Source organism: Pseudomonas sp. 273 (assembly GCF_029201425.1).
In the GTDB taxonomy this organism is placed as follows: Bacteria; Pseudomonadota; Gammaproteobacteria; order Pseudomonadales; family Pseudomonadaceae; genus Pseudomonas; species Pseudomonas delhiensis.
Map to the genome: position 1 here is coordinate 2,952,842 of NZ_CP116775.1, position 22,614 is coordinate 2,975,455.

Consider the following 22,614-nt stretch of genomic DNA (forward strand, 5'->3'; position numbering starts at 1 on the left):
AGTCAGGCCCGACTACAAGAAAAACCAAGGTTGCGTGCGATGAAGAAGATGCTTTCCGGCCTGCTCCTGGCGGCCTGTTGCGCGGCGCCGCCGGTCCACGCGGCGAGCGTTGCCGATGTCCTGGCGCAGCCCGCCGTGCAAGGCCCCCAGGCCCTGCGCGCGGTACTGCAGGACGTGACCCGCGCCGGCCCGCGGCTGGTGGCGGTGGGCGAGCGCGGCGTGGTGCTGCTTTCCGACGACAACGGCAGCAGCTGGCGCCAGGCGAGCGTGGTGCCGGTCAGCGCCAGCCTGAGCGCCGTGCAGTTCGTCGATGCGCGCAACGGCTGGGCCGTGGGCCATGCCGGCGTGGTGCTGCACAGCGACGATGGCGGCGAGCACTGGCGCCTGCAACTGGACGGCAAGCGCGCCGCGGCCCTGGAGCTGCAGGCCGCCGAGGCCACCGCCGACGCCGGGCGCGTCGCCGCCGCGCAGCGCCTGGTCGCCGACGGCGCCGACAAGCCGCTGCTGGCCCTGCATTTCAGCGATGCCCGCCACGGCCTGGTGCTGGGCGCCTACGGCCTGGCCCTGGCCACCCACGATGGCGGGCTCAGCTGGCAGTCATGGATGGGCCACCTGCCCAACCCGAACGGCCTGCACCTGTATGCCGTGGCGGGGCAGGGCAGCGCGCTCTACCTCGCCGGCGAGCAGGGCCTGCTGCTGCGCTCGCGCGATGCCGGCGAGCACTTCGAGGCCCTGCAGGGCCCCTATGACGGCAGTTACTTCGCCGCCGCCATGCTGCCCGACGGGCGCCTGCTGGTGGGCGGCCTGCGCGGCAAGCTGTTCGCCTCCGACGACGGCGGCGCCAGCTTCCGGGCCCTGGCCAACCCGGTGCCCGCGTCGCTCAACGGTATCCGCGTGGCCGGCGGCCAACTGCTGCTCGCCAACCAGGCCGGGATGCTGCTGCGCAGCGGCCTGGGCGACTTCGCCCCAAGGCCGCTGGCGGTCTCCGACGGCCTGCCGCTGACCGCCGCCACCCTCGCCGCCGACGGCGCCCTGGTGGCCGTCGGCATGGCCGGCGCGCGCCGCCTGGCGCCTTCTTCCTCCTCCAGCACAGCGGACTGAGCCATGCACGCCCCGACTTCCCCCGCGCCGTCCAGCGGCCGCCTCGACGACTTCGACAGCGCCTCCGGCTCGCTGCTGGAACGCGCCCTGTTCAACCACCGTGGCCTGGTCCTGCTGCTGTGCCTGGCGGCGACCCTGCTGCTGGGCTGGCAGGCCACGCGCCTGACGCTCAACGCCAGCTTCGAGAAGATGATCCCCCGGGAGCACCCCTTCATCCTCAACTACCTGGCGCACCGCCAGGAGCTGGCCGGCCTGGGCAACGCCGTGCGCATCGCCGTGGCCAACCCCGCGGGCAGCATCTACGACAAGCATTACCTGCAGGTGCTGCAGCAACTCAACGACGAGGTGTACCTGCTGCCCGGCGTGGACCGCGCGGCGATGAAGTCCCTGTGGACGCCCTCCACCCGCTGGACCGGCGTCACCGAGGAGGGCCTGGAAGGCGGCCCGGTGATCCCCGACGGCTACGACGGCGGCGCCGAAAGCCTCGCCGCGCTCAAGCGCAACGTCGAGCGCTCCAACGAGATCGGCCAACTGGTGGCCTTCGACCAGCGCTCCAGCATCCTCTACGTGCCGCTGCTGGAGAAGACACCGGACGGCCAGGCGCTGGACTACACCGCCTTCGCCCATGAGCTGGAGGCCCTGCGCGGCAAGTACCAGGCCCGGGGCGTGGACATCCACATCACCGGCTTCGCCAAGGTGGTCGGCGACCTGATCGACGGCCTGCGGCAGATCCTGCTGTTCTTCGCCGCCGCCATCGCCATCACCGCGGCGGTGCTCTACTGGTACACCCGCTGCGTGCGCAGCACCGCGCTGGTGGTGGTGTGCTCGCTGGTGGCGGTGGTCTGGCAACTGGGCCTGCTGCCCTTGCTGGGCTACGAACTGGACCCGTACTCGGTGCTGGTGCCCTTCCTGGTGTTCGCCATCGGCATGAGCCACGGCGCGCAGAAGATGAACGGCATCATGCAGGACATCGGCCGCGGCATGCACCGCCTGGTGGCGGCGCGCTTCACCTTCCGCCGGCTGTTCCTCGCCGGGCTCACCGCGCTGCTGTGCGACGCGGTCGGCTTCGCGGTGCTGATGATCATCCGCATCCAGGTCATCCAGGACCTGGCGGTGATCGCCAGCCTGGGCGTGGCGGTGCTGATCTTCACCAACCTGATCCTGCTGCCGGTGCTGCTGTCCTACGTCGGCGTCAGCCTCAGGGCGGCGCGGCGCAGCCTGCGCGCCGAAGAGGCCGAGGCGAGCGGGGCGGACAAGCATGCCGTGTGGCGCTTCCTCGACCTGTTCACCCGCCGCCGCTGGGCCGCGCTCTGCATCGCCGTGGCCGCGCTGCTGGCGGCCGGCGGCTACGCGGTGAGCCTGAACCTGAAGGTCGGCGACCTCGACGCCGGCGCCCCGGAGCTGCGCCCGGACTCGCGCTACAACCGCGACAACGCCTTCGTCACCGCGCACTACGGCGCCAGCAGCGACGTCTTCGCGGTGATGGTGCAGACCCCGGCCGGCGCCTGCTCGGCCTACGACACCCTCAAGCGCGTCGACGACCTGGACTGGCAACTGCGCGGCCTGCCGGGCGTGGACTCGACCAACTCCCTGGCGCTGCTCGAGCGCCGGGTGCTGGTCGGCCTCTCCGAGGGCAGCCCGAAGTGGTACGAGCTGGTGAACAACCAGGCCACCCTCAACATGGTCACCGCCAACGCCCCGCGAGGCCTGTACAACGACGATTGCAGCCTGCTGACGCTCTACGCCTACCTCACCGACCACAAGGCCGACACCCTGGCGCGGGTGGTCGACAGCGTGCAGGCCTTCGCCCGCGACAACGACGGCGATCAGGCGAAATTCCTCCTGGCCGCCGGCAGCGCGGGCATCGAAGCGGCCACCAACATCGTGGTCAGGCAGGCCAACCACGACATGCTCTGGTGGGTGTACGGCGCGGTCGTGCTGCTTTGCCTGGTGACCTTCCGTTCCTGGCGCGCGGTGCTCTGCGCGGTACTGCCGCTGGTGCTCACCTCGATCCTCTGCGAGGCGCTGATGGTGGCGCTGGGCATCGGCGTGAAGGTCGCGACCCTGCCGGTGATCGCCCTCGGCGTGGGCATTGGCGTGGACTACGCGCTCTACGTCATGAGCATCGTCCTGGCCCAGCTGCGCCAGGGCGCCAGCCTTTCCACCGCCTATTACCGGGCGCTGCTGTTCACCGGCAAGGTGGTGATGCTCACCGGCGTGACCCTGGCCATCGGCGTGGGCACCTGGATCTTCTCGCCCATCAAGTTCCAGGCCGACATGGGCGTGCTGCTGGCCTTCATGTTCGTCTGGAACATGGTCGGCGCACTGGTGCTGCTGCCGGCGCTCGCCTACTTCCTGCTGCCCCGGCGCCAGGCGCAGCCCGCCGTGCCGGCGCACCATCTGGAGGAAATCCAGCACGACCGCGACTGCTGCCAGCCGAACACCAACCAGAGGACCGCCCGATGCCATGCCTGAACGAATCGACTGTCGGATCCACTTGTAGGAGCGCCCCCTGGGCGCGAATCGCGGGCAGGGCCCGCTCCTACAGGTGCGCTGGGAACGCCGCCGTAGGATGGGTATCGCGGAGCGATACCCATCGCCACGATCCCATGGGTTTCCGACGCGGAGGTGCGCAATGACCGCCCCACGCCCCGCCGGCAGCGCCCAGGCCCTGCTACTGCTGTTCGGCAGCTGCCTGCCGGTGCTCGGCGCCGTGCTCATAGCGCCGGTGCTGCCGCGCATGCAGGCGCACTTCGCCGAAACCCCGGGCGCCACCGTGCTGGTGCCCGTCGCCCTGACCCTGCCGGCGCTGGTGATCGCCTTCCTGGCACCCCTGGCCGGGCTGCTGGCCGACCGCGTCGGGCGCCGCCCGCTGCTGCTCGCCAGCATGCTGCTGTACAGCCTGTGCGGGGTGCTGCCGCTGTGGCTCGACTCGCTGGGGGCGATCGTCGCCAGCCGCGCCGGCATCGGCCTGGCCGAAGCCGGCATCATGACCTGCTGCACCACCCTGATGGGCGACTACTTCGACGGCCCGCGCCGCGAGCGCCTGTTCGCCCTGCAGATGGTCGCCACCTCGCTGTCCGCCGCGCTGTTCATGGGCCTGGGCGGGGCGCTGGGGGAGAGCGGCTGGCGCACGCCCTTCGCGCTCTACGCGGTGGGCCTGCTGTGCCTGCCGCTGATGGCGGCGCTGCTGTGGGAGCCTCGAGGCCATCGGGACGAGTGCGTCCAGCCCGCCGCCGGGCGCTTCCCCTGGGCCGCGCTGGCGCCGTTGTACCTGCTGACCCTGCTGGCCGGTGTCAGCCTGTTCATCGTCCCGGTGCAGGCCGGCTACCTGCTGCAACTGCTGCACGTGGACGCGCCGCAGCAGGTGGGCATGACCATGGGCGCCAACCAGCTCGGCGTGCTCGCCGGGGCCCTGGCCTTCCGCCTGCTCGCCGCGTTGCCGGCGCGGCGCCTGCTGGCCCTGGGCTTCGCCACCGCCGGCTTGGGCGGTGCGCTCATGGCCCTGGCCGGCAGCCACGCACCGGTGGTGCTGGCGGTGCTGGTCAACGGCCTGGGCGTGGGCCTGCTGCTGCCGACGCTGATCACCCAGGTGATGCTGCAGGTCGGCTTCGACCAGCGCGGCCGCGCCACCGGCGGCTTCACCGCGTCCATTTTCGCCGGCGAGTTCCTCAGCCCGCTGCTGGTGCTGGCGCTGACTGGCGGCGACAACCCACGGCTGCCCCAGGCCCTGCTGCTGGTCGCCAGCGCCCAGCTGGTGCTGGCCCCGCTGTGCCTGGTGCTGCTGCGCCGCGGCCGGCCCGTGCCGGTGGTGGAGGCGCTATGAGCGAGCTCTTTTCCCTGGCCGGCAAGGCCGCGCTCGTCACCGGCGCCACCCGCGGCATCGGCCTGGCCATCGCCCGCGAGTACGGCCGCGCCGGCGCGCGCCTGGCGATCAGCAGCGAAAGCGCCGCGGACTGCGAACGCACCGTGATGCTGCTGGCGGAGGAGGGCATCGAGGCCATCGCATTGCCCGCCGACCTGCGCGACCGGCGAGCCGTGGACGAGCTGGCCGGGCAGGCCCTGGCGCGTCTCGGCGGTCTCGACGCGCTGGTCTGCAATGCCGGCGTGGCGCCCCACATGGGCCCCATCGCCACGGCCAGCGACGCCGACTGGGAGCTAACCCTCACCGTCAACCTGCGCAGCGCCCTCTGGCTGGCCAACGCGCTGCTGCCGGCCATGGCCGCGCGCGGCGGCGGCAGCGTGGTGCTGATGGCCAGCATCGCCGGCGTGCGCGGCAACCGGGGCCTGGGCCTGTACGGCCTGGCCAAGGCCGGCCTGGCCCAGCTGGCGCGCAACCTGGCGGTGGAGTGGGGGCCGGCGAACATCCGCGTCAACGCCATCAGCCCGGGGGTGATCCACACCGAGTTCGCCCGCCCGCTCACCGACAACCCCGAAGTCATGCAGCGCCGCCTGGCGCTGACGCCGCTGCGCCGCGTCGGCCGCCCCGAGGAAGTGTCCGCCCTGGCGCTGCTGCTGGCGGCGCCCGGGGGTGCCTTCATCAGCGGCCAGAACCTCATCGTCGACGGTGGCACCACCATCGGCGACGGCAATTGAAAGGAGATGCCATGCACCCGCTTCCCGAATTCAAACGTATCGTCACCGGGCACGACGCCCAGGGCCGGGCGGTGGTCGCCAGCTGCGGCCCGACGCCCAACGTCTTCCCGCTCAAGGCCGTGCCCGGCACCGTCTTCCATGAGATATGGAGCAGCGCCACCAGCCCGGCGCCGCTGGACGACGGCGACGACCCGACCGACCAGCCGCTGCAGCTGAGCCCCGGCCCGCTGGGCAGCGTGATCCGCGTGGTGGACATCCCGCCGGACAGCGTGCAGAACCAGGTCAGCGCCGAAGAGGCCGCGGCCGCCTTCGCCGAGATCGGCCAGGCCCATGCCGGCACCGGCAAGGCCGATTCGAGGCACAGGCTGATGCACCGCACCCGGACCCTCGACTACGGCATCGTCACCGAAGGCGAGGTGTGGCTGGTGCTCGATGACGGCGAGGTGCACCTCAAGCGTGGCGACATCGTGGTCCAGCGCGGCACCAACCACGCCTGGAGCAACCGCACCGAGCAGATGGCGCGGATGGTCTTCATCCTGCTCGACGGCCGCTACGCCGAAGCGCTGGAGGCGCTGCTGCCATGAAGCTCGCGACCCTCGACGACGGCAGCCGCGACGGCCGCCTGCTGGTGGTTTCCCGCGACCTGCAACGGGCGGTGGAGGCCGGTGGCATCGCCGCCACCCTGCAGGCGGGGCTGGAACACTGGGAGGCCGTCGAACCCGGCCTGCAACGCCTCTACCAGCGCCTGAACGCCAACGAACTGGCCGACGCCTTCGCCCTCGATCCCACCCGCCTGGCCGCGCCGCTGCCCCGTGCCTGGCAGTGGCTGGACGGCTCCTGCTTCCTCAGCCACGGCGAGCTGATGCAGAAGGCCTTCAATCTCGAACCCATCGCCGGCGCCGACAGCATCCCGCTGATGTACCAGGGCGCCGGCGACGACTTCCTCGGCTCGTGCGCGGACATCCCGCTGCCCAGCGAGGCCCACGGCATCGATTTCGAAGGCGAATTCGCCGTGCTGGTGGACGCGGTGCCCATGGGCTGCCCGGCCGAATGCGCCCTGGCCCACGTACGCCTGGTCCTGCAGCTCAACGATGTCAGCCTGCGCGCCCTGGCGCCGCGGGAGATGAAGACCGGCTTCGGCTTCCTCCAGGCCAAGCCCGCCAGCAGCTTCGCCCCGGTGGCGGTGACCCCGGACGAGCTGGGCGAGGCCTGGCGCGACGGCCGCGTGCACCTGCCGCTGCAGGTGGAATGGAACGGCGAATGGTTCGGCCACCCCCATGGCGGGGCCATGCATTTCGGCTTCCACCAGTTGATCGCCCACGCGGCCCTGACGCGACGGTTGAGCGCCGGCACCCTGGTCGGCTCGGGCACCGTCTCCAACGCCGACCGCAGCGTCGGCTCGGCCTGCATCGCCGAGCGCCGCGCCATCGAGACCATCGCCCAGGGCGCACCGCGCACCGGCTTCATGCGCTTCGGCGACCGCGTGCGCATGGAGGCCCGTGGCCCGGACGGCGAGGTGCTGTTCGGCGCCATCGACCAGCGCGTGGTGCAGGGGGGCTGGCCATGCGCGTGATGGTCAGCGGGGCCAACGGCTTCGTCGGCCGCGAGCTGGTCGGGCGCCTGCTGGCGCAGGGCGAACTGCGCGGGCAGCGAATAGAGGCGCTGCTGCTGCTCGACCAACAGCTGGACGGCCTGCCGGACGACCGCCGCCTGCGCCGCCACTTCGGCAGCATCACCGATCCGGCGCTGTTGCGCCGGGTGCTGGCCGACGGCATCGACGTGGTCTTCCACCTGGTCAGCGTGCCCGGTGGCGCCGCCGAGGCGCAGTACGAGCTGGGCTACCAGGTCAACCTGCAGGCCAGCCTGGAGCTGCTGCAGCAACTGCGCAACCGCGAACGCCCGCCGGTGCTGGTGTACGCCAGCAGCGTGGCGGTATACGGCGGCGAGCTGCCGGCGCGCATGGACGAGGCGCAGCCGGCCCGCCCGCAGCTGTCCTACGCGGCGCACAAGCTGATGGTCGAGACTGCCCTGGAGGACCTGGCCCGCCGCAGCGAGGTGGACGGCCGCGCCCTGCGCCTGCCCGGCATAGTCGCCCGGCCGCGGCAGCTCAACGGCCTGCGCTCGGCGTTCATGAGCGACCTGCTGCACGCCTATGCGGCAGGGGAGCCCTACACCTGCCCGGTGTCGCCGCAGGCCACGGCCTGGTGGATGTCGGCGCGCTGCTGCGTGGACAACCTGCTGCACGCCGCCGAGCTGGAGAGCCCCGGCGAGCGGCGGGTATGGCAGCTGCCGGTGCTGCAGCTGTCCATCGCCCAGGTGCTCGACGCCCTGGCCGCCAGCTTCGGCGAGGCCCACCGCGAGCGCATCGCCTTCGAGCCCGACGCGCAGCTGGAGGCCCTGTTCGGCCGCTTCCCGCCGCTGCGCACGCCCCACGCCCGCGCCCTGGGCTTCCGCCACGACGGCACGGCCGCCGCGCTGCTGCGCAATGCCCTCGACCTCACGCCGCGCCGCAGCCGCGCGGCTGCCCGCAAAGGAGTTTCCGCATGAACCTGAGCAAGCGCCGCCTGCTCGACCTCTCGGTGAGCCTGGACAACAACCCCTACAGCGACCCGCCGCCGCTGCTGCCGAGGATCGACTACATGGACCACCAGCAGGGCTGGGCGGAAATGGCCGCGATGTTCCCCGGCCTGCGCAAGGAAGACCTGCCGGGCAACGAGGCCTGGGCCGCCGAGCGCCTGCAGGTCACCACCCACAGCGGCACCCACATGGACGCGCCCTGGCACTACGCCTCCACCACCGACGGCGGCAAGCCGGCCTTCGGCATCGACGAGCTGCCGCTGGAATGGTGCCTGCAGCCGGGGGTGAAGCTGGACTTCCGCCACCTGCCCGACGGCCACGTGGTGACGGCGGCGCAGGTGGAGGCGGAACTGGCTCGCATCGGCCACACCCTGCAGCCACTGGACATCGTGCTGGTGAACACCCGCGCCGGCAGCCTGTTCGGCCAGCCGGGCTATCTCGATGCAGGCATCGGCATGGGCCGCGAGGCCACGCTCTACCTGCTGGAGCGCGGCGTGCGGGTGGTGGGCACCGACGCCTGGAGCTGGGACGCGCCTTTCACGTACACCCGCGAGCGCTTCGCCGCCAACAGCGACGCCTCGATCATCTGGGAAGGCCACAAGGCTGGGCGCGACATCGGCTACGGGCAGATGGAGAAGCTGGCCAACCTGGAACAGCTGCCGGCCCATGGCTTCCTGGTCAGCTGCTTCCCCTACAAGATCCGCCACGCCTCGGCGGGCTTCGTCCGCGCGGTGGCGATTTTCGAGGGCTGAGGGTCCGCATCAGCGGATGCCCAGCAGGCGGTCCAGCGACAGCCTGCCGCCGCCGCGGGCGACCAGCAGCAGGAGCAGCCCGGCCCAGGACAGGTGGGTGGGCCAGGCGTCGGGGTAGACGAAGACCTCGATCACCGTGGTCATGCCCAGCAGCGCCAGGGCCGAGAGACGGGTGCCCAGGCCCAGCACCAGCAGCAGCGGGAACAGGTGCTCGGCGTAGGTGGCCAGGTGCGCGGCCAGGTACGGCGAAACCAGCGGCAGCGCGTATTCGCTGCGGAACAGCTCGTAGGTGCCCGGGGTGATGCTGAGGAAGCCCTCGACCTTGGTGCGCCCGGAAAGGAAGAAGATCGAGGCGATGCCCAGCCGCGCCACCAGGCACAGGAAGCTGTCGCCGAGCAGGCGCTGCAGGGTGTCGGCCAGCCGGCTCCAGTGGTGCAGCAGGCCGTGGCGGCTGGCCGGGGAATGGGTGATGTCCATGGCGGGTTCCTCAGTGGGGCAGGATGAGCGGGGCGAAGGCCGCGGCGGCCAGCAGGCGGCCGAGCAGGGCGGTGAAGTCCAGGTCGGGCTGGGCCTGCAAGGCCAGGTTCGATGCCAGGTCGAGGTCGTGCCCGGCAGCGCAGGCGTCGAGGAAGGCGCAGCCGCCGATCTCCAGCGGCTGCCAGGCCACGCCCGCGGCGCTGCCCACCAGCAGGGCGCCTTCGCCGTGCCAGGGGAGTTCCTCGGGCAGGGCCAGGGCCTGGCGGTTATGGCGCCACAGGCTGTAGATCGGCTGCCCGGCGAACCAGCGCCAGCGCACGCAGGCCCGCGGGCGCAGGCGGCAGCGGGCGAGGTCGCTGGCGGTCATGCCGGCCAGTTCGGCCAGGCCGAGGGCGGGCTCCTGCTCGGCGGCGAAGGCCTCCAGCCAGAGCCGGTCCAGGCGCGCCACCTCGGCCAGGTAGGGCAGTGGGCGGGCCGGCTCGAAAGCGCCGAGGAAGTCGGCGAAACCTTCGCCATAGAGAACCAGCCGCGCATCGGTTGGCGGGGCCTGCCGGGCATACAGCGCCGCGGCGCCTTCCAGCCAGTCGCGGCCGACCAGGCGCTCGACGGCGGGGAAGTTGTCGCACAGGGCGTCGACGCAGCCCTTGAGCACGGTGTTGCGGTAGACCGCGAAGCCGGGCTGGGCGGCCAGCGCCGCCAGGTCGCCCGCCGGGCGCTGGTGGAGCGCTTCGACGAAGGTGTCCTGGAAGCGTCCGAGGGAGCTGTTCATGGGGCCCTCCGTTGCAGGTCGAGGATGGCCTGGGCGCGTTCGCGTTCGGCGAGCAGCGTGTCGAATGCGGGTATGTGGCCGTCGCGCTCGATCAGTGTCGGCCGCGGGCCGATGCGCCGGACCAGGCGCTGGTAGAGTGTCCAGACCGCATCGGCGACGGGGGCGTCGTGGGAGTCCACCAGCAACTCGCCACCGTCGTCGCGGCTGTGCCCGGCGAGGTGGATCTCGACCACGGCCTCGGCGGGAAAGCGGTCCAGGTAGGCGCCGGCGTCGAAGCCGAGGTTGTGGGCGCTGACGTGCACGTTGCTGACGTCCAGCAACAGGCCGCAACCGGTGCGCCGCGCCAGTTCGGCGAGGAAGTCGATCTCGTCCCGCTCATGGCCGTCCAGGTGCAGGTAGTGGCTGGGGTTCTCCACGGCGATGCGCCGGCCCAGCGCGTCCTGGGTACGCTGGATGTTGTCGGCGATGCGCGCCAGGGCCTCGTCGCTGCGCGGGAAGGGCAGCAGGTCGGGGTGGTAGTGGCCGCGCCAGGCGGACCAGGCCAGGTGTTCCGAGACCAGCACCGGCCGTACGCGCTCGGCCAGGGCGCGCAGGCGCTGCAGGTGCGCCGCGTCGGGCGGGGCGTCGGCCGCCAGGGACAACGAGACCCCGTGCAGCGACAGCGGATGGCGCTCGGCGATGCGCTCCAACCAGGCGAGGCGCGGGCCGCCGACCATGTAGTTCTCCGGGTGGACTTCGAACCAGAGCCCTTCGGCGCCGCAGCCCAGGGCCTGGGCATAGTGCTCGGCCTTCAGGCCGAGGCCGGCGCCTGGTACGTAGGTGGCGTTCATGGTCGGCAGCCTTGGCTCAGGACTTCATCGGGGTCAGCGAGCCCATGCCGTGGGGCGTCTTGATCGAGGTGCAGGTGCCGGCCGGGACGTTCTTCCAGTGCATGGCGTCATAGTCCTTCTTGGCGCTGCCGGCGCAGGTGGTGCCGGCGCCGGCCTTGCAGTCGTTCTTGCCGGCCAGGGCCACGCCGTAGCATTTCTCCATGGCCGCGCCTGCGCCGGCCTGGGTGTTCATGTCGTCGGCCAGGGCGGCGCCGGCGAGGGAGGCGAGGGCCAGGGCTGCGCTGGCGAGGGCGATGCTTTTCATGGTGCGGTCTCCGGAAGGTTGGGATGGCCGGCGGAGGGTTACCGTCGGCTCATGAACCAGTTCGTCGCCTGCGATCGTCCGGTTACAGCGCAGCGAAAATTTTTTTGAGGTTTCTCGCCCGCCGCCCTAACGTATTGAACGACGGCCGTTTTTTTCAGGCGGTCCGAGGGCGTGTTCGGCCCTGGGGAAAATTTCATCCGCGGTGTAACCAGGGCGACCGATGCAGCGAACTACCAGCCAGGAGCAGTTGAACGCACGCGAGGCGCAGCTCCAGGCCTTGCTGTTGCGTGGCCTGGCCGGCGACGCCACGGCCTACCGTGACTTCCTCGGCGCCCTCGGCGTGCACCTGCGGGCGTTCCTGCGCCGGCGCCTGGCGCAGCGCCCGGCGGAGGTAGAGGACCTGCTGCAGGAAGTGCTGCTGGCGGTGCACAACGCCCGCCACACCTATCGCGCCGAGCAGCCGCTGACCGCCTGGGTGCAGGCCATAGCGCGCTACAAGCTGGCCGACCATTTCCGCGCCTTCGCCCGCCGCGAGGCCCTGCAGCAGCCCCTGGAGGAGGACGACGGGGATCTGTTCGCCGGCGAGGACGACGAACCGGCCCAGGCCAGCCGCGACCTGGGCCGGCTGCTGCAGCAACTGCCCGAGCGGCAGCGCCTGCCGATCGTCCATGTGAAGCTCGAGGGTCTGTCGGTGGAAGAGACCGCGCGGCTCACCGGGCTCTCCAGCTCCGCGGTGAAGGTCGGCATCCACCGCGGGCTCAAGGCCCTGGCGGGCATGATTCGAGGTAAGCGCAACGATGAAGACCGATGAACTGATCGACCTGCTCGCCGCCGGCGAAACGGCGGTGGACCGGCACGCCCTGGCGCGGCGCTTCGCCCTGGCCCTGCTGGGCGGCGGCCTGGGCGCGCTGCTGCTGGTGGCGGTGCTCTACGGCGTGCGCGAGGACCTCGCCGAGGTGGCGCGCACGCCGCTGTTCTGGGCCAAGCTGGCGCTGCCGGGCAGCCTGGCGCCGCTGGCGCTGTGGCTGTGCGGCCGCCTGGCGCGCCCCGGTGTGCGTGGCGGCGTGGCCTGGGCCGCGCTGTGCCTGCCGGTGCTGCTGGTATGGCTGGGCGGCGCCCTGGCGCTGGCCGGTGCGCCACTGGAGGCGCGCGCCGACCTGGTGTTCGGCCGCACCTGGCGCACCTGCCCGCTGAACATCGCGCTGCTCTCGCTGCCAGCCTTCGTCGGCGTGTTCTGGGCCCTGCGCGGCCTGGCGCCGACGCGCCTGCGCCAGGCCGGCGCTGCCGGCGGCCTGCTGGCCGGGGCCACCGCCACCCTGGCCTACTGCCTGCACTGCCCGGAAATGGGTGTGCCGTTCTGGGGCATCTGGTACCTGCTGGGTATGCTCCTGCCGACGCTGCTGGGCGCCATGCTGGGCCCGCGCCTGCTGCGCTGGTGAGGCGCCGGAGCCGGCAATAGCCACCTGGGCCCCTGTCGCCGGGGGCCAGGCGTGTCGTGATTGGCGAAGTCCGGGCACTGCCGGTTGTCGGCTCGTCCGCTGGCCGGGCGAAATCGGAGCTATTCCTGCACTGCTCCAGCCGACGATGGAGGAGGAAATGGAACGACTAAGGAAGGTGTTGCTGGCCTCTGCCATCAACGAGACTTCCGCCGTGCAGGTCTTGCGGCAGGCCGCGGCGGAGATCGCTTCGCCCGATACCGCCGCGGCCCTGCTCACCGCCGCGAAACGCCTCGAGGAGAGTGCCGATGCGCTGCTGCAGGCCGCGCACCGGATCGAACTGACATTGCACCCCGACGCCCGGGAGGAGAGTGGGGTCGGACTCGCGCCACTGGAATGAGCCCGCCTGGGCGGGGAGGGCGGCGGTGGCGCTGTTCAGGCGGCCGTCGTCGAGGTTCCCCGGCCACGGACCATCACCCGGTTCCGGCCGGCCTGCTTCGCCTGGTAGAGCAACTCGTCCGCCTCCTTGAGCGTGGCGGCGACGTCGGGCTGGTCCGGCGTCCAGCAGGCGACCCCCGCCGACAGGGTGACCTGCCCGGCCGGGGGGACGACGGCGTCGGCCATCGAGCGCCGGATCCGTTCCGCCACTTCCGCGGCGTCGGCCAGGCCCGTCAGCGGCAGCAGCAGGATGAATTCCTCGCCGCCCACCCGGCAGGGCACGTCGCCGTCGCGGCAGTTCTGCCGCAGCAGGTCGGCGAAGGCCTGCAGCACCTTGTCGCCGACGTCGTGGCCGAAGGCGTCGTTGACCCGCTTGAAGTGGTCGATATCCATGCTGATCACGGCGAAACGCTTTTCCAGCACGGCCCAGTCGCGCAGGCAGTCCTCCAGCATGCGCCGGTTCGCCAGGCCGGTCAGCGGGTCGCTGAGCACCTGGTGGTTGAGCTTGCCGATGCGCTCCTGGGTCAGCAGCGCGCCCTGGACCAGGGCACGGCGGATGCGCCAGGCCTCGTAGTACCAGGCGCGCACCTTGCCGATGCCCTGGGAGTCGTCCAGCTGCTCGGCGTAGTCGGCCAGCCGGCTCAGGGGGTGGCTGATCCGCGAGGCGGCCCACCAGAGCAGGATGAACCCCAGCAGGGCCATGGGCACTATGCCTTGCACCACCTCCAGCATCAGCGCCCGCAGGGCGGCGAGGGGAACGCTCAGCGGTTGCTGGGAAACCACGCCCCAGCCGCTGCTGGACACCGGCGCGAAGCCCGCCAGCATCTCCACCCCTTCGTCGTCGGTGACCGGCATGGCGCCGCTCTCGCCGCGCAGCACGGCGTCCACCGCCGCGTTCGGGCCCACGGCCTTGCCGATGCGGTCGGTATCGGGGTGGAACAGCAGGTGGCGGTTGCCGTCCACCAGGTAGAGGTAGGAGGCGTCGGTCTGGAAGTGCTTGCTGACGATCTCGTTGAGCGCGTTGTTCTTGCGCAGGTAGATGGTGCCCCCGACCAGCCCCAGGTACTCGCCCTGGGGACTGTGGATGGGGTGGGAGACGAACACGATCAGGTTGCCCACCAGCGAATGGAAGGCCGGGCTGATCATCGCCTGCTTGCGCTCCAGCGGCTCCCGCGAGCGCAGGCTCTGGCCGGCCAGGCTGAGCGCCGGCGGGTAGGAGGCCAGTATGCGGCCCTGGGCATTGGCCACCACCAGGGTGTTGAAGCTCTGGTCCTGCTCTGCCAGGCGCCGGGTTTCCGCTTCCAGCGTTGCCCGGGAAGCGAAGTCCCCGCCCATCACCTGGGCGCTGTAGCGCAGCCGGCCGAGGTCGGCGTCCAGGCTCTGGCCGAGGGTCAGGGCGACTTTCGCCGCGTAGGCGCGGTTGGTTTCCAGCGAGTTGCGCACCAGCGTCTCGCGCTGGATCCGGTAGGTGGCATAGAGGTCGTTCAGCAGGGTGGCGAGGATGGCCACCGAGGTGAACAGCAGGATCAGCGTGCGCAGGTTGAGCTTGGGAATGGCCCCGGCTGGCATGGGTGTATTCCAGTGGCACGTGGTAGTTGGCGGCCCGCGACGGCCGGGCCGCCGGCTTCCGGCAGGCAGCGACCTGTCAACGGTCGGTCCTTCGGTGCTGCATCGGCATATCCTGCCAAGGTTCATGGTAGGTGAAAATTTGGTGGCATATGGCCATTATTTGACCAGTGGTGCGCGACGGGTCGTCTGGCCCTGGCCTGGGGCGGTTTCCTTGTCCGCCTGCAGGTTGACTATTTCTCGATAATCCCTGGCTGACCCTTCTGGCGTTTCCTGCTGACCGTCGCCTTCGCCAAGGTCGCCCGCTACTGCGTGCTCTACACGATGACACTGGTCTGGGCCTCAGCCGATCAGGAAAGTCGAGTACCGCCCGGCATGAGCTTAGAACCGGCAGCGATTTGTCGGCGGGCCCGGGAAACCTCAGGATAGACCGGCGAGGGTGACGAAGGCTCCCCAGCCGGCCTACGCTTGGCAAGAACCACGGCATTGGAAGTAGCGATACATGCACGAGATCGGCAAACAGAACGAAAACAACCCGGTGAGCTGGCAACTGGAGCGCATCGTCGAAGAACTGCGCGCGGCGCGCAGCGAGTGGCGTAGCCGCAGCGGCCGGCCGCGCGAGCAGGGTGGGCGCGAGCTGCCCTCGCGGCGTTCCATCGAGGAAATCGTCGAGCGCCTGGCCAGCGCGCTCTTCCCCATGCGCCTGGGGCCCAACGACCTGCGCGAGGAGAGCGAGGACTTTTTCGTCGGGCGTACCCTGGATAGCGCCCTCAACGCGCTGTTGGTCCAGGCGCGCCTGGAACTGCGTTATGGCGCACGCCAGCGCGGCGAGCCGGACGACGGTATCGAGGCGCGGGCGCAGGACATCGTCCGCGACTTCGCCCTGGCCTTGCCGCTGCTGCGCCAGTTGCTGGATTCCGACGTGCTGGCCGCCTACCAGGGCGACCCGGCGGCACGCAGCGTCGACGAGGTGCTGCTGTGCTACCCGGGCGTGCTCGCCATCATCCACCACCGCATGGCGCACCACCTGTACCGCGCCGGCCTGCCGCTGGTGGCGCGGATCATCTCGGAGCTGGCGCACTCGGCCACCGGCATCGACATCCACCCCGGCGCACAGATCGGCGGCAGCTTCTTCATCGACCACGGCACTGGCGTGGTGATCGGCGAAACGGCGATCATCGGCGAGCAGGTGCGCATCTACCAGGCGGTCACCCTCGGGGCCAAGCGCTTCACCGCGGACGAGACCGGCCAGTTGCACAAGGGCCAGCCGCGCCACCCCATCGTCGAGGACGAGGTGGTGATCTACGCCGGCGCCACCATCCTGGGGCGCGTCACCATCGGCAAGGGCTCCACCATCGGCGGCAACGTCTGGCTGACGCGCAGCGTGCCGCCGGGCAGCCAGATCAGCCAGGCCAGCCTGCAGCAGCAGGCCGGCGACGCGGGGCTGGACTAGGAGCCGCCGTTTCCAGCGGCGGATGATCGCGGACGGAGTCCGCTCCTACGGTTCCAGGGAAGCACGGCCGTAGGAGCAACTGTCTATTGGGTTTAGGTGTAACGCGCCGCTCCGAGTGTTCGGATGTCTCTTGTTTCGCCCCCTCGGGCGAGTCACTTCTTTCAAACGCCAAAGAAGTAACCAAGAAGGCTTGCCCCGACATACGGGCCCGATAAAGCCGGGCTACCCTCACGAACTCCCCCGCCACGGAGGCCCGCCCCGACAGCACGTCCCTGTGCTGATCGGGGCTCAAGCGACATCCATGTCGCATGACCTCCTGAGCGCCGGTTTCGCTCGGCCTTCTGAAGGGGCGTTCCGGTGCGCTCGGATGTTTCTCTGGAAATCCCAAAACCAGAGCAAGAGCCGCTTTTGCTCTTCGTAGGAGCGAGCTTGCTCGCGAACCCTGACTCCCCACGTTCGCGATAGTTCGTAGGGCGCATAACGCCTACGGCGTTATCCGCCGTCATCCTCGGATAACCGCGAACGGTTATTCGCCCTACTCAGCATGCGCCATGCCGCGCCCGGGCCTACGCAGGCCCAGGTGCTCGCGCAGGGTGCGGCCCTGGTACTCGCGGCGGAACAGCCCGCGCCTCTGCAGTTCCGGCACCACCAGTTCGACGAAACGGTCCAGGCCATCCGGCAGCAGCGGCGGCATGATGTTGAAGCCGTCGGCGGCGCCGCTGGTGAACCATTGCTCCAGGTGGTCGGCGATCTGCCTGGGGTCGCCGACCAGCGTGCAGTGGCCGCGGGCGCCGGCGACCTTCAGGTAGAGCTGGCGGATGCTCAGGTTCTCGCGCCGGGCCAGGTCGATGAACAGCGCCTGGCGGCTCTTCATGGCGTTGCTCGGCGGCAGCTCCGGCAGCGGGCCGTCCAGCGGGTAGGCGGAAAGGTCCAGGCCGCCGGCCATGCCGGAGAGCAGGGCGAGGCCCAGCTGGGGCTCGATCAGGTCCTGCAGCTCGGCGTAGAGGTCTTCGGCCTCGGCCTGGGTACGGCCGAGCACCGGCGACAGGCCGGGCATGATCTTCAGCTCGTCCGGCTCGCGGCCGTAGCGGGCCAGGCGGGACTTGAGGTCGGCGTAGAAGGCCTGGGCGTCCTGCAGCGTCTGCTGCGCGGTGAACACCACCTCGGCGGTGCGCGCGGCCAGTTCCTTGCCGGGCTCGGAGGAGCCGGCCTGCACCAGCACCGGGTGACCCTGGGGCGGGCGCGGCTGGTTCAGCGGGCCGCGCACGCGGTAGTGCTCGCCCCGGTGGTCGGCGATGCGCAGCTTCGCCGGGTCGAAGTAGCGGCCGCTGGCCTTGTCGCGCAGGAAGGCGTCGTCGGTGAAGCTGTCCCACAGGCCCAGGGCCACGTCGATGTATTCCTCGGCCTGGGCGTAGCGCTCGGCGTGGTCGAAGTGCTGGTCGCGGCCGAAGTTGTGCGCTTCCTGGTCGGTAGCCGAGGTCACCAGGTTCCAGCCGGCGCGGCCGCCGGACAGGTGGTCCAGGGAGGCGAAGCGGCGGGCCAGCAGGTAAGGCGCGTTGTAGGCGGTGGAGACGGTGGAGATCAGGCCGATGCGCTCGGTGGCCGAGGCCAGGGCGGCCAGCAGCATCAGCGGGTCGAGCACCTCGGCGTGGGTGGTGTGGCTGGCCAGTTCGGGCGTGCCCAGCAGGGCCAGGTTGTCGGCGAAGAAGATGGCGTCGAACAGGCCGCGCTCGGCGGTCTGCGCCAGGCGCCTGAAGTGCGCGAAATCGAGCGCGCCGGCGGGGGCCCGGGGTGGCGCCAGGCGGCCAGGTGGTGGCCGCTGCCCATGAGGAAGGCGCCGAGGCGCATCTGTGCTTGGCTCATGTTCACCTCAGAAGTCGTAGCGCAGGGTCACGCCGGCCATCCGGCGCTGTCCGGGGTAGCCCACGTAGAGGCCGTTGGAGGAGGCGATGACCGCCTGGTAGAACTCCTTGTCGAAGGCGTTCTTCACCCACAGCGAGCCATCCAGCAGGCCGTCGCCGACCTCGTGGCGCAGGCCCACGGAGAAGTTGGCGATGCCGTAGCCGGGGATCTTCGACAGGTCGGAATTGTCCAGGGTGCCCTCGGCCTCGGAGCGGTACGCATAGCTGGCGGTGACGTAGGGCTCGAAGCGGTCGGCCAGCTGCCACTTGTATTCGCCGTTGAGGTTGGCGATCCATTTCGAGGCACCCATCACCCGCTCGCCGCTGAGGTCGCAGGTGGCCGGGGCGCCGGGCTGGGCGCTGACCTCGGCGGGGCAGGGGGCGTCCTTGAACGACAGGTAGCTGACGTCGTTGTAGGAGCCGTTGAAGTTCAGCGTCAGGCCGCGGACCGGCAAGGCCGTGGCCTCGAACTCCAGGCCGCGCGAGCGCAGCTTGCCGGCGTTGGCCAGCACCTGGAAGCCGGTGACCGAACCGGCCGGCTGGTAGTAGGTGGTGGCCTGGTAGCCGTGGATGCCGGTCCAGAACAGGTTGGCGTTGAGCAGCAGGCGGCGGTCGAACAGCGTGCTCTTCAGGCCCAGCTCGGCGTCGTTGGCGCGCTCCGGGCCCACCAGCAGGGAGTCCGCCCCGGCGCTGGGGGCGCTGCCCACCGTGAGGTTCACCCCGCCGGATTTCTCGCCGTGGGACAGCGAGGCGTAGCCCAGCAGGTTGTCGTCGAACTTGTAGCTCAGGCTCAGCAGCGCCGAAGGCGCGGCGTTGTGCAGGCTGAGGTCGCCGGAGTCGTAGGCGCCGGCCTGGCTTGCGCGCACCGCCGCCGGCAGGCCGCCGACCGCAGCGCCGCCTTCGGGTGCGTAGCGTTGCACCCGTGCCTGCTTCTCCTCGTAGGTGCCGCGCAGGCCGGCGGTGAAGTCGAGCCTGTCGGTGAGGTGCCAGGTGCCCTGGGCGAACAGCGCGTAGCTCTCGGTTTCGATCCTGCCCTTGCTGGTGCTGCTGACGTTGTTCAGCGCATTGAGGTTGGCGCCGATCAGGTTGAGGTCGGCCAGCGGTCCCAGGTCGACGAAGTAGCGGTTGTTCAGGTCCTGCTTGAAGGCATAGGCGCCCAGCACGTAGTCGAAGGCGCCGCCGGTGGGCGAGGCCAGGCGGATTTCCTGGGAGAACTGGCGGTCGTGGATCTCGTAGCCGAGGTCGCGGATCACCGGCACCTCCAGCTCGTCGGAGTCGTTGGCCGGGTTGAAGTGCCAGTAGCGGTAGGCGCTGATGGATGTCAGGGTGTAGCCGCCGCCCAGTTTCCAGTTGGCCTCGAGCGAGGAGGCGTTCTGGTGCACGCTGACGTTCTGCCGGCCGTCGATGTTGGACTTGCCCAGCACCGGGTGCGCGCCGACCAGGCTGGCGCGCTTCCAGAACAGGTCGGAGGCGCCGTAGATCACGCCGCTGCCCTGGCTGGAGTTCTCGCTGTTGTACTCGTTGATCCAGCGCAGGCTGAAGTCGTCGTTGGGCTGGAACAGCAACTGGCCGCGCGCGCCCTCGCGCTCGCCGCCCAGCAGGGTACGGTGGTCGGCGAGGTTGTTCAGGTAGCCGTCGTCGCGGCTGCGGTACACCGACAGGCGCCCGGCCAGGGTGTCGGTCAGCGGCCCGGAGAAAGTGCCCTTGCCCTGGAAGTAGCCGTTCTCGCCCCCGGAGGCCTCGACGCTGCTTTCCGGGGTGAAAGTCGGCTTGCGGGTGCTGATGTTGAGCACGCCGGCGGTGGTGTTCTTGCCGAACAGGGTGCCCTGGGGGCCGCGCAGCAGGTCGAGCTGCTCGATGTCCATCAGGTCGAACACCGCCATGCCCGGGCGGCCCAGGTAGACGTTGTCCAGGTAGATGCCGGCGGAACCTTCCAGGCCGTCGCTGGCCGGGTTGTTGCCGATGCCGCGCACGGCCAGGCTGGACTGGCGCGCATGGATGTAGGCGACGTTGACGCTGGGCAGCGCCTGCTGCAGGTCCTGGATCTTGTAGATGCGCTGCTTCTCCAGGGTTTCACCGGCGACCGTGGTGATCGGCGTGGGCACGTCCTGGGCGTTTTCCTCGCGGCGCCGGGCGGTGACCGTGACCTTCTGCAGGGTATCCGCCTGCGCTTGCGGCTCGGTTTCGGCGGCTGTGTCCTCATCGGCCGCCTGGGCGGCGCCGGCGGCCAGCAGCAGCGCCAGGGCCAACGGATGCAACGCCAGGCCCGCCCGGGCGGCGTGGGAAAGGGTCTTGCTCATGGCTTGTCCTTGCAGCAGAGCCGTGGCACGCACGGCGGGTTTCGGCTTGACGGGGGCTCATGCCCCTCTGGTTGCCGATGCTAGGCGCGCCGGGCGCGCAAGGACGGGCTTTTGCGGACAATCCATGGTCCGTTGCGGACAGCGCCTCACACCGCCAGCGCCAGGACCGATGTCCGCGGCGCCGGCGACGGGACGGCGCCCTGGCCGAGTTCGCGCTGGCGCCACTGCCCCGGGCTCAGCCCGGTCCAGCGGCGGAAGGCGCGGTTGAAGCTGCTGGGCTCGTTGAAACCCAGGCGGTAGCAGACCTCGCTGACCGAGCAGCGGGATTGCCGCAGGTAATCGAAGGCCAGCCGCCGCCGGGTGTCCTCCAGCAGTTCGCTGAAGCTGGTGGCGTGGCGCAGCAGGTGGCGGTGCAGGTTGCGCACGCTCATGCCCAGCTCTTCGGCCACCAGCGCCTGCTGTACCTCGCCACGCGGCATCTGGCGGATGATCGACTGCCGCACCTGCTCCGGCAGGTCGTGCCGTGCCAGGCGTTCGAGGTAGTCGCTGAGGCTGCCGTCGAGGGTGCGCGCCAGCTCGCTGTTGCCGCTGCGCAGGGGCACCTCCAGCAGGCGCGGGTCATAGTCCACGGCGTTGTGCTCGGCGCCGAAGCGCAACGGGAAGCCGAACAGGTGCTCCCAGCGCTGGGCATCCGCCGGGCAGGCGCGCGCCAGGTGCACGCGGCGCACCACCCCCAGGCCCCAGATCGGCGCGGCATGGCGCAGCCCGGAAGCCAGCAGGGCCTCGGTGGCCATCTGCTCGACCTGCACGCCGGCGATGCGCCGGTAGACCAGGCGGCAGGCCTCCGGCGTACGCTCCAGGCTGACCTGGCCGGAGGTGCTGACCACCGACGAGAAGCGCACCACCCGTTGCAGCGCCTCGCCCACGGTGGGGCTGCTCTGCAGGGCGAACAGCAGGCCATGGAAATCGGTGGGCAGGCTGTGCGCCGCCACCTGAAGGCCGAAACTGGCATCGCCGGTGGTGCGCTCCACCGCCCGCCACAGGGCGCTCATGCGCGCCAGGGGAATGCGCAGGTTGGCATCCTGCAACTGCCCCGGGTCTATCCCGGCACTGCGCAGCAACGGCCGCGGATCGTGCCCGCTGGCCTGCAGCGCGCGGGCGATGACCTGGGCCCAGGTGGCGATGGTGTCGGCATGCATGTCATGGCCCTCCGCATTGGCTCAAGGGGCGTCCTCTGGCGTGGGCTCGGCGGGGAAGCGCGCGAGACCTCGCGAAGGCCCGCGGTCGAGCCGAAGGCGGCATGATTGGGGATTTCGAATAGGTCATAAAGGAATTATTTATCTATATTAAATAACTTTATGATCTAAAAGCGTCCCCTACCAGGCCAGGTGCTAAGTGGCCCGCCGGGCCAGGACCTGTTCGACGAAGGCCAGGATCGCCGCGTTCATCTGCCCCAGCCCCGGTTCCTCCAGGGGATAGTGCCCGGCGTTGTCCAGCAGCCGGGTGGTGACCTCGACGCGCCGCAGGCGCTTGAGGAAGGGCTCGCTGAGGGCGAGCGGGGTCCAGCGGTCCTCGGCGGGTTGCGTCAGCAGCACCGGGCAGACGTCGAAATCCTCCGGGGCCAGCACCGGGACGTAGCCCAGGTACGAGCTGAGGAAGCGCAGGCTCGCCCACCTGGCCAGCCTGCAGATGGCGCGCATCGGGGCGCTGATAGTCGGCATGCGCTGGCCGGCCGGCGGCGACTGGAAAGGGGCGATCGGCCAGGTCATCCGCGCTGTCGCCGCTTACTACAATGCCCATCCCGCGGCTGGCGCCCTGCTCATGCGCGGCAATTTCACGCCGATCGACCGCAAGGCCCACGAAGAGAAGGATGCGATGATTGGTAATCTGCTGCGCGAGCGCCTGCACACCCTGGGCGTGCTCGGCGACCTGCCGAGGCAGCCGGACGCGGCGACCCTCGCGGTGGAGATCGCCTTCGCCTGCATGAAGTACGGCTACATGGCCGAGGGGCATATCAGCGAGGCGATCTGCGCCGAGGCGGAGCAGGCCATGGTCGCCTACCTGTCGCGCTGGGAAGCGCCCTAGCCACTATGGGAACCGACGACTCAGGAGGT

General features: G+C 70.5%; 21 protein-coding genes and 1 pseudogene. 13 read left to right on the plus strand and 9 right to left on the minus strand.

Annotated features, from left to right (window positions below; all coding sequences use genetic code 11):
- Positions 1 to 39 precede the first annotated feature (39 nt).
- The 8 genes from PKO50_RS13925 (at position 40) to PKO50_RS13960 (ending at position 9,026) form a co-directional block, all read left to right on the plus strand.
- On the plus strand, positions 40 to 1,101 hold the full coding sequence (locus PKO50_RS13925; RefSeq protein WP_275630048.1) for a YCF48-related protein: 1,062 nt from the start codon (positions 40 to 42) through the stop codon (positions 1,099 to 1,101).
- A gap of 3 nt (positions 1,102 to 1,104) precedes the next feature.
- Positions 1,105 to 3,576 (plus strand): MMPL family transporter, encoded by a 2,472-nt coding sequence (locus PKO50_RS13930; RefSeq protein ID WP_275630049.1) that lies wholly within the window; start codon positions 1,105 to 1,107, stop codon positions 3,574 to 3,576.
- 160 nt (positions 3,577 to 3,736) lie between these two features.
- Positions 3,737 to 4,927, plus strand: a complete 1,191-nt coding sequence (locus PKO50_RS13935) for an MFS transporter (protein ID WP_275630050.1) — start codon at positions 3,737 to 3,739, stop codon at positions 4,925 to 4,927.
- The gene (locus PKO50_RS13940; protein WP_275630051.1) at positions 4,924 to 5,697 is read left to right on the plus strand and encodes an SDR family oxidoreductase; all 774 of its coding nucleotides are present in this window, start codon (positions 4,924 to 4,926) and stop codon (positions 5,695 to 5,697) included. The genes PKO50_RS13935 and PKO50_RS13940 overlap by 4 nt, the downstream gene beginning before the upstream one ends.
- 11 nt (positions 5,698 to 5,708) lie before the next feature.
- Positions 5,709 to 6,281 (plus strand): cupin domain-containing protein, encoded by a 573-nt coding sequence (locus tag PKO50_RS13945; protein ID WP_275630052.1) that lies wholly within the window; start codon positions 5,709 to 5,711, stop codon positions 6,279 to 6,281.
- Positions 6,278 to 7,270 (plus strand): fumarylacetoacetate hydrolase family protein, encoded by a 993-nt coding sequence (locus PKO50_RS13950; protein WP_109932396.1) that lies wholly within the window; start codon positions 6,278 to 6,280, stop codon positions 7,268 to 7,270. Before PKO50_RS13945 ends, PKO50_RS13950 begins: the two co-directional genes overlap by 4 nt.
- Positions 7,261 to 8,244, plus strand: coding sequence for an NAD-dependent epimerase/dehydratase family protein (locus PKO50_RS13955; RefSeq protein ID WP_275630053.1), 984 nt, complete (start codon positions 7,261 to 7,263; stop codon positions 8,242 to 8,244). Before PKO50_RS13950 ends, PKO50_RS13955 begins: the two co-directional genes overlap by 10 nt.
- Entirely contained in the window at positions 8,241 to 9,026 is a 786-nt protein-coding gene (locus PKO50_RS13960; protein WP_275630054.1) for a cyclase family protein, read from the plus strand. Before PKO50_RS13955 ends, PKO50_RS13960 begins: the two co-directional genes overlap by 4 nt.
- A gap of 9 nt (positions 9,027 to 9,035) precedes the next feature.
- Here the strand turns inward: PKO50_RS13960 and PKO50_RS13965 are convergent, their stop codons facing one another.
- Genes PKO50_RS13965 through PKO50_RS13980 form a run of 4 tightly spaced genes read right to left on the minus strand, consistent with a single transcriptional unit; the run spans position 9,036 to position 11,406 of the window.
- On the minus strand, positions 9,036 to 9,503 hold the full coding sequence (locus tag PKO50_RS13965; RefSeq protein ID WP_109932392.1) for a DoxX family protein: 468 nt from the start codon (positions 9,501 to 9,503) through the stop codon (positions 9,036 to 9,038).
- A 10-nt stretch (positions 9,504 to 9,513) separates the two neighbouring features.
- Complete coding sequence (locus PKO50_RS13970; RefSeq protein ID WP_275630055.1) at positions 9,514 to 10,272, minus strand: DNA-binding domain-containing protein; 759 nt, start codon at positions 10,270 to 10,272, stop codon at positions 9,514 to 9,516.
- Entirely contained in the window at positions 10,269 to 11,102 is an 834-nt protein-coding gene (locus PKO50_RS13975) for a DUF692 domain-containing protein (RefSeq protein ID WP_275630056.1), read from the minus strand. Before PKO50_RS13975 ends, PKO50_RS13970 begins: the two co-directional genes overlap by 4 nt.
- 16 nt (positions 11,103 to 11,118) lie before the next feature.
- Positions 11,119 to 11,406 carry a DUF2282 domain-containing protein gene (locus PKO50_RS13980; RefSeq protein WP_275630057.1) on the minus strand — a complete coding sequence of 96 codons (288 nt, stop codon included), beginning with the start codon at positions 11,404 to 11,406 and terminating at the stop codon, positions 11,119 to 11,121.
- Positions 11,407 to 11,626: 220 nt separating this feature from the next.
- Between PKO50_RS13980 and PKO50_RS13985 the strand changes: the two genes are divergently transcribed.
- From PKO50_RS13985 to PKO50_RS13995, 3 genes are all read left to right on the plus strand, one after another.
- Entirely contained in the window at positions 11,627 to 12,217 is a 591-nt protein-coding gene (locus PKO50_RS13985) for a sigma-70 family RNA polymerase sigma factor (protein WP_275630058.1), read from the plus strand.
- A complete protein-coding gene (locus PKO50_RS13990) occupies positions 12,204 to 12,845 on the plus strand; it encodes a DUF1109 domain-containing protein (RefSeq protein ID WP_275630059.1) in 642 nt (213 codons plus the stop codon). The genes PKO50_RS13985 and PKO50_RS13990 overlap by 14 nt, the downstream gene beginning before the upstream one ends.
- Positions 12,846 to 13,002: 157 nt before the next feature.
- Positions 13,003 to 13,242, plus strand: a complete 240-nt coding sequence (locus PKO50_RS13995) for a hypothetical protein (protein ID WP_109932380.1) — start codon at positions 13,003 to 13,005, stop codon at positions 13,240 to 13,242.
- 35 nt (positions 13,243 to 13,277) lie between these two features.
- Here PKO50_RS13995 and PKO50_RS14000 read toward each other — a convergent pair whose 3' ends face one another.
- Positions 13,278 to 14,849: a sensor domain-containing diguanylate cyclase gene (locus tag PKO50_RS14000; protein ID WP_275630060.1), complete on the minus strand. Its 1,572-nt coding sequence runs from the start codon at positions 14,847 to 14,849 to the stop codon at positions 13,278 to 13,280.
- Between the two features lie 499 nt (positions 14,850 to 15,348).
- Between PKO50_RS14000 and epsC the strand changes: the two genes are divergently transcribed.
- Entirely contained in the window at positions 15,349 to 16,299 is a 951-nt protein-coding gene (gene epsC / locus PKO50_RS14005) for a serine O-acetyltransferase EpsC (RefSeq protein ID WP_275630061.1), read from the plus strand.
- Positions 16,300 to 16,834: 535 nt separating this feature from the next.
- On the opposite strand, the pseudogene PKO50_RS14010 reads toward epsC, so the two are convergent.
- The 4 genes and pseudogenes from PKO50_RS14010 to PKO50_RS14025 form a co-directional block, all read right to left on the minus strand.
- Positions 16,835 to 18,168 (minus strand): annotated as a pseudogene (locus tag PKO50_RS14010) (LLM class flavin-dependent oxidoreductase).
- Between the two features lies 1 nt (position 18,169).
- Positions 18,170 to 20,500, minus strand: a complete 2,331-nt coding sequence (locus PKO50_RS14015) for a TonB-dependent receptor (protein WP_346770508.1) — start codon at positions 20,498 to 20,500, stop codon at positions 18,170 to 18,172.
- Between the two features lie 146 nt (positions 20,501 to 20,646).
- The gene (locus PKO50_RS14020) at positions 20,647 to 21,699 is read right to left on the minus strand and encodes an AraC family transcriptional regulator (RefSeq protein ID WP_275630062.1); all 1,053 of its coding nucleotides are present in this window, start codon (positions 21,697 to 21,699) and stop codon (positions 20,647 to 20,649) included.
- A gap of 192 nt (positions 21,700 to 21,891) precedes the next feature.
- The gene (locus PKO50_RS14025) at positions 21,892 to 22,200 is read right to left on the minus strand and encodes a hypothetical protein (RefSeq protein WP_275630063.1); all 309 of its coding nucleotides are present in this window, start codon (positions 22,198 to 22,200) and stop codon (positions 21,892 to 21,894) included.
- Between PKO50_RS14025 and PKO50_RS14030 the strand changes: the two genes are divergently transcribed.
- Positions 22,190 to 22,585 (plus strand): hypothetical protein, encoded by a 396-nt coding sequence (locus PKO50_RS14030; protein ID WP_109935548.1) that lies wholly within the window; start codon positions 22,190 to 22,192, stop codon positions 22,583 to 22,585. The two genes, PKO50_RS14025 and PKO50_RS14030, sit on opposite strands and share 11 nt — an antisense overlap.
- Positions 22,586 to 22,614: the final 29 nt, after the last annotated feature.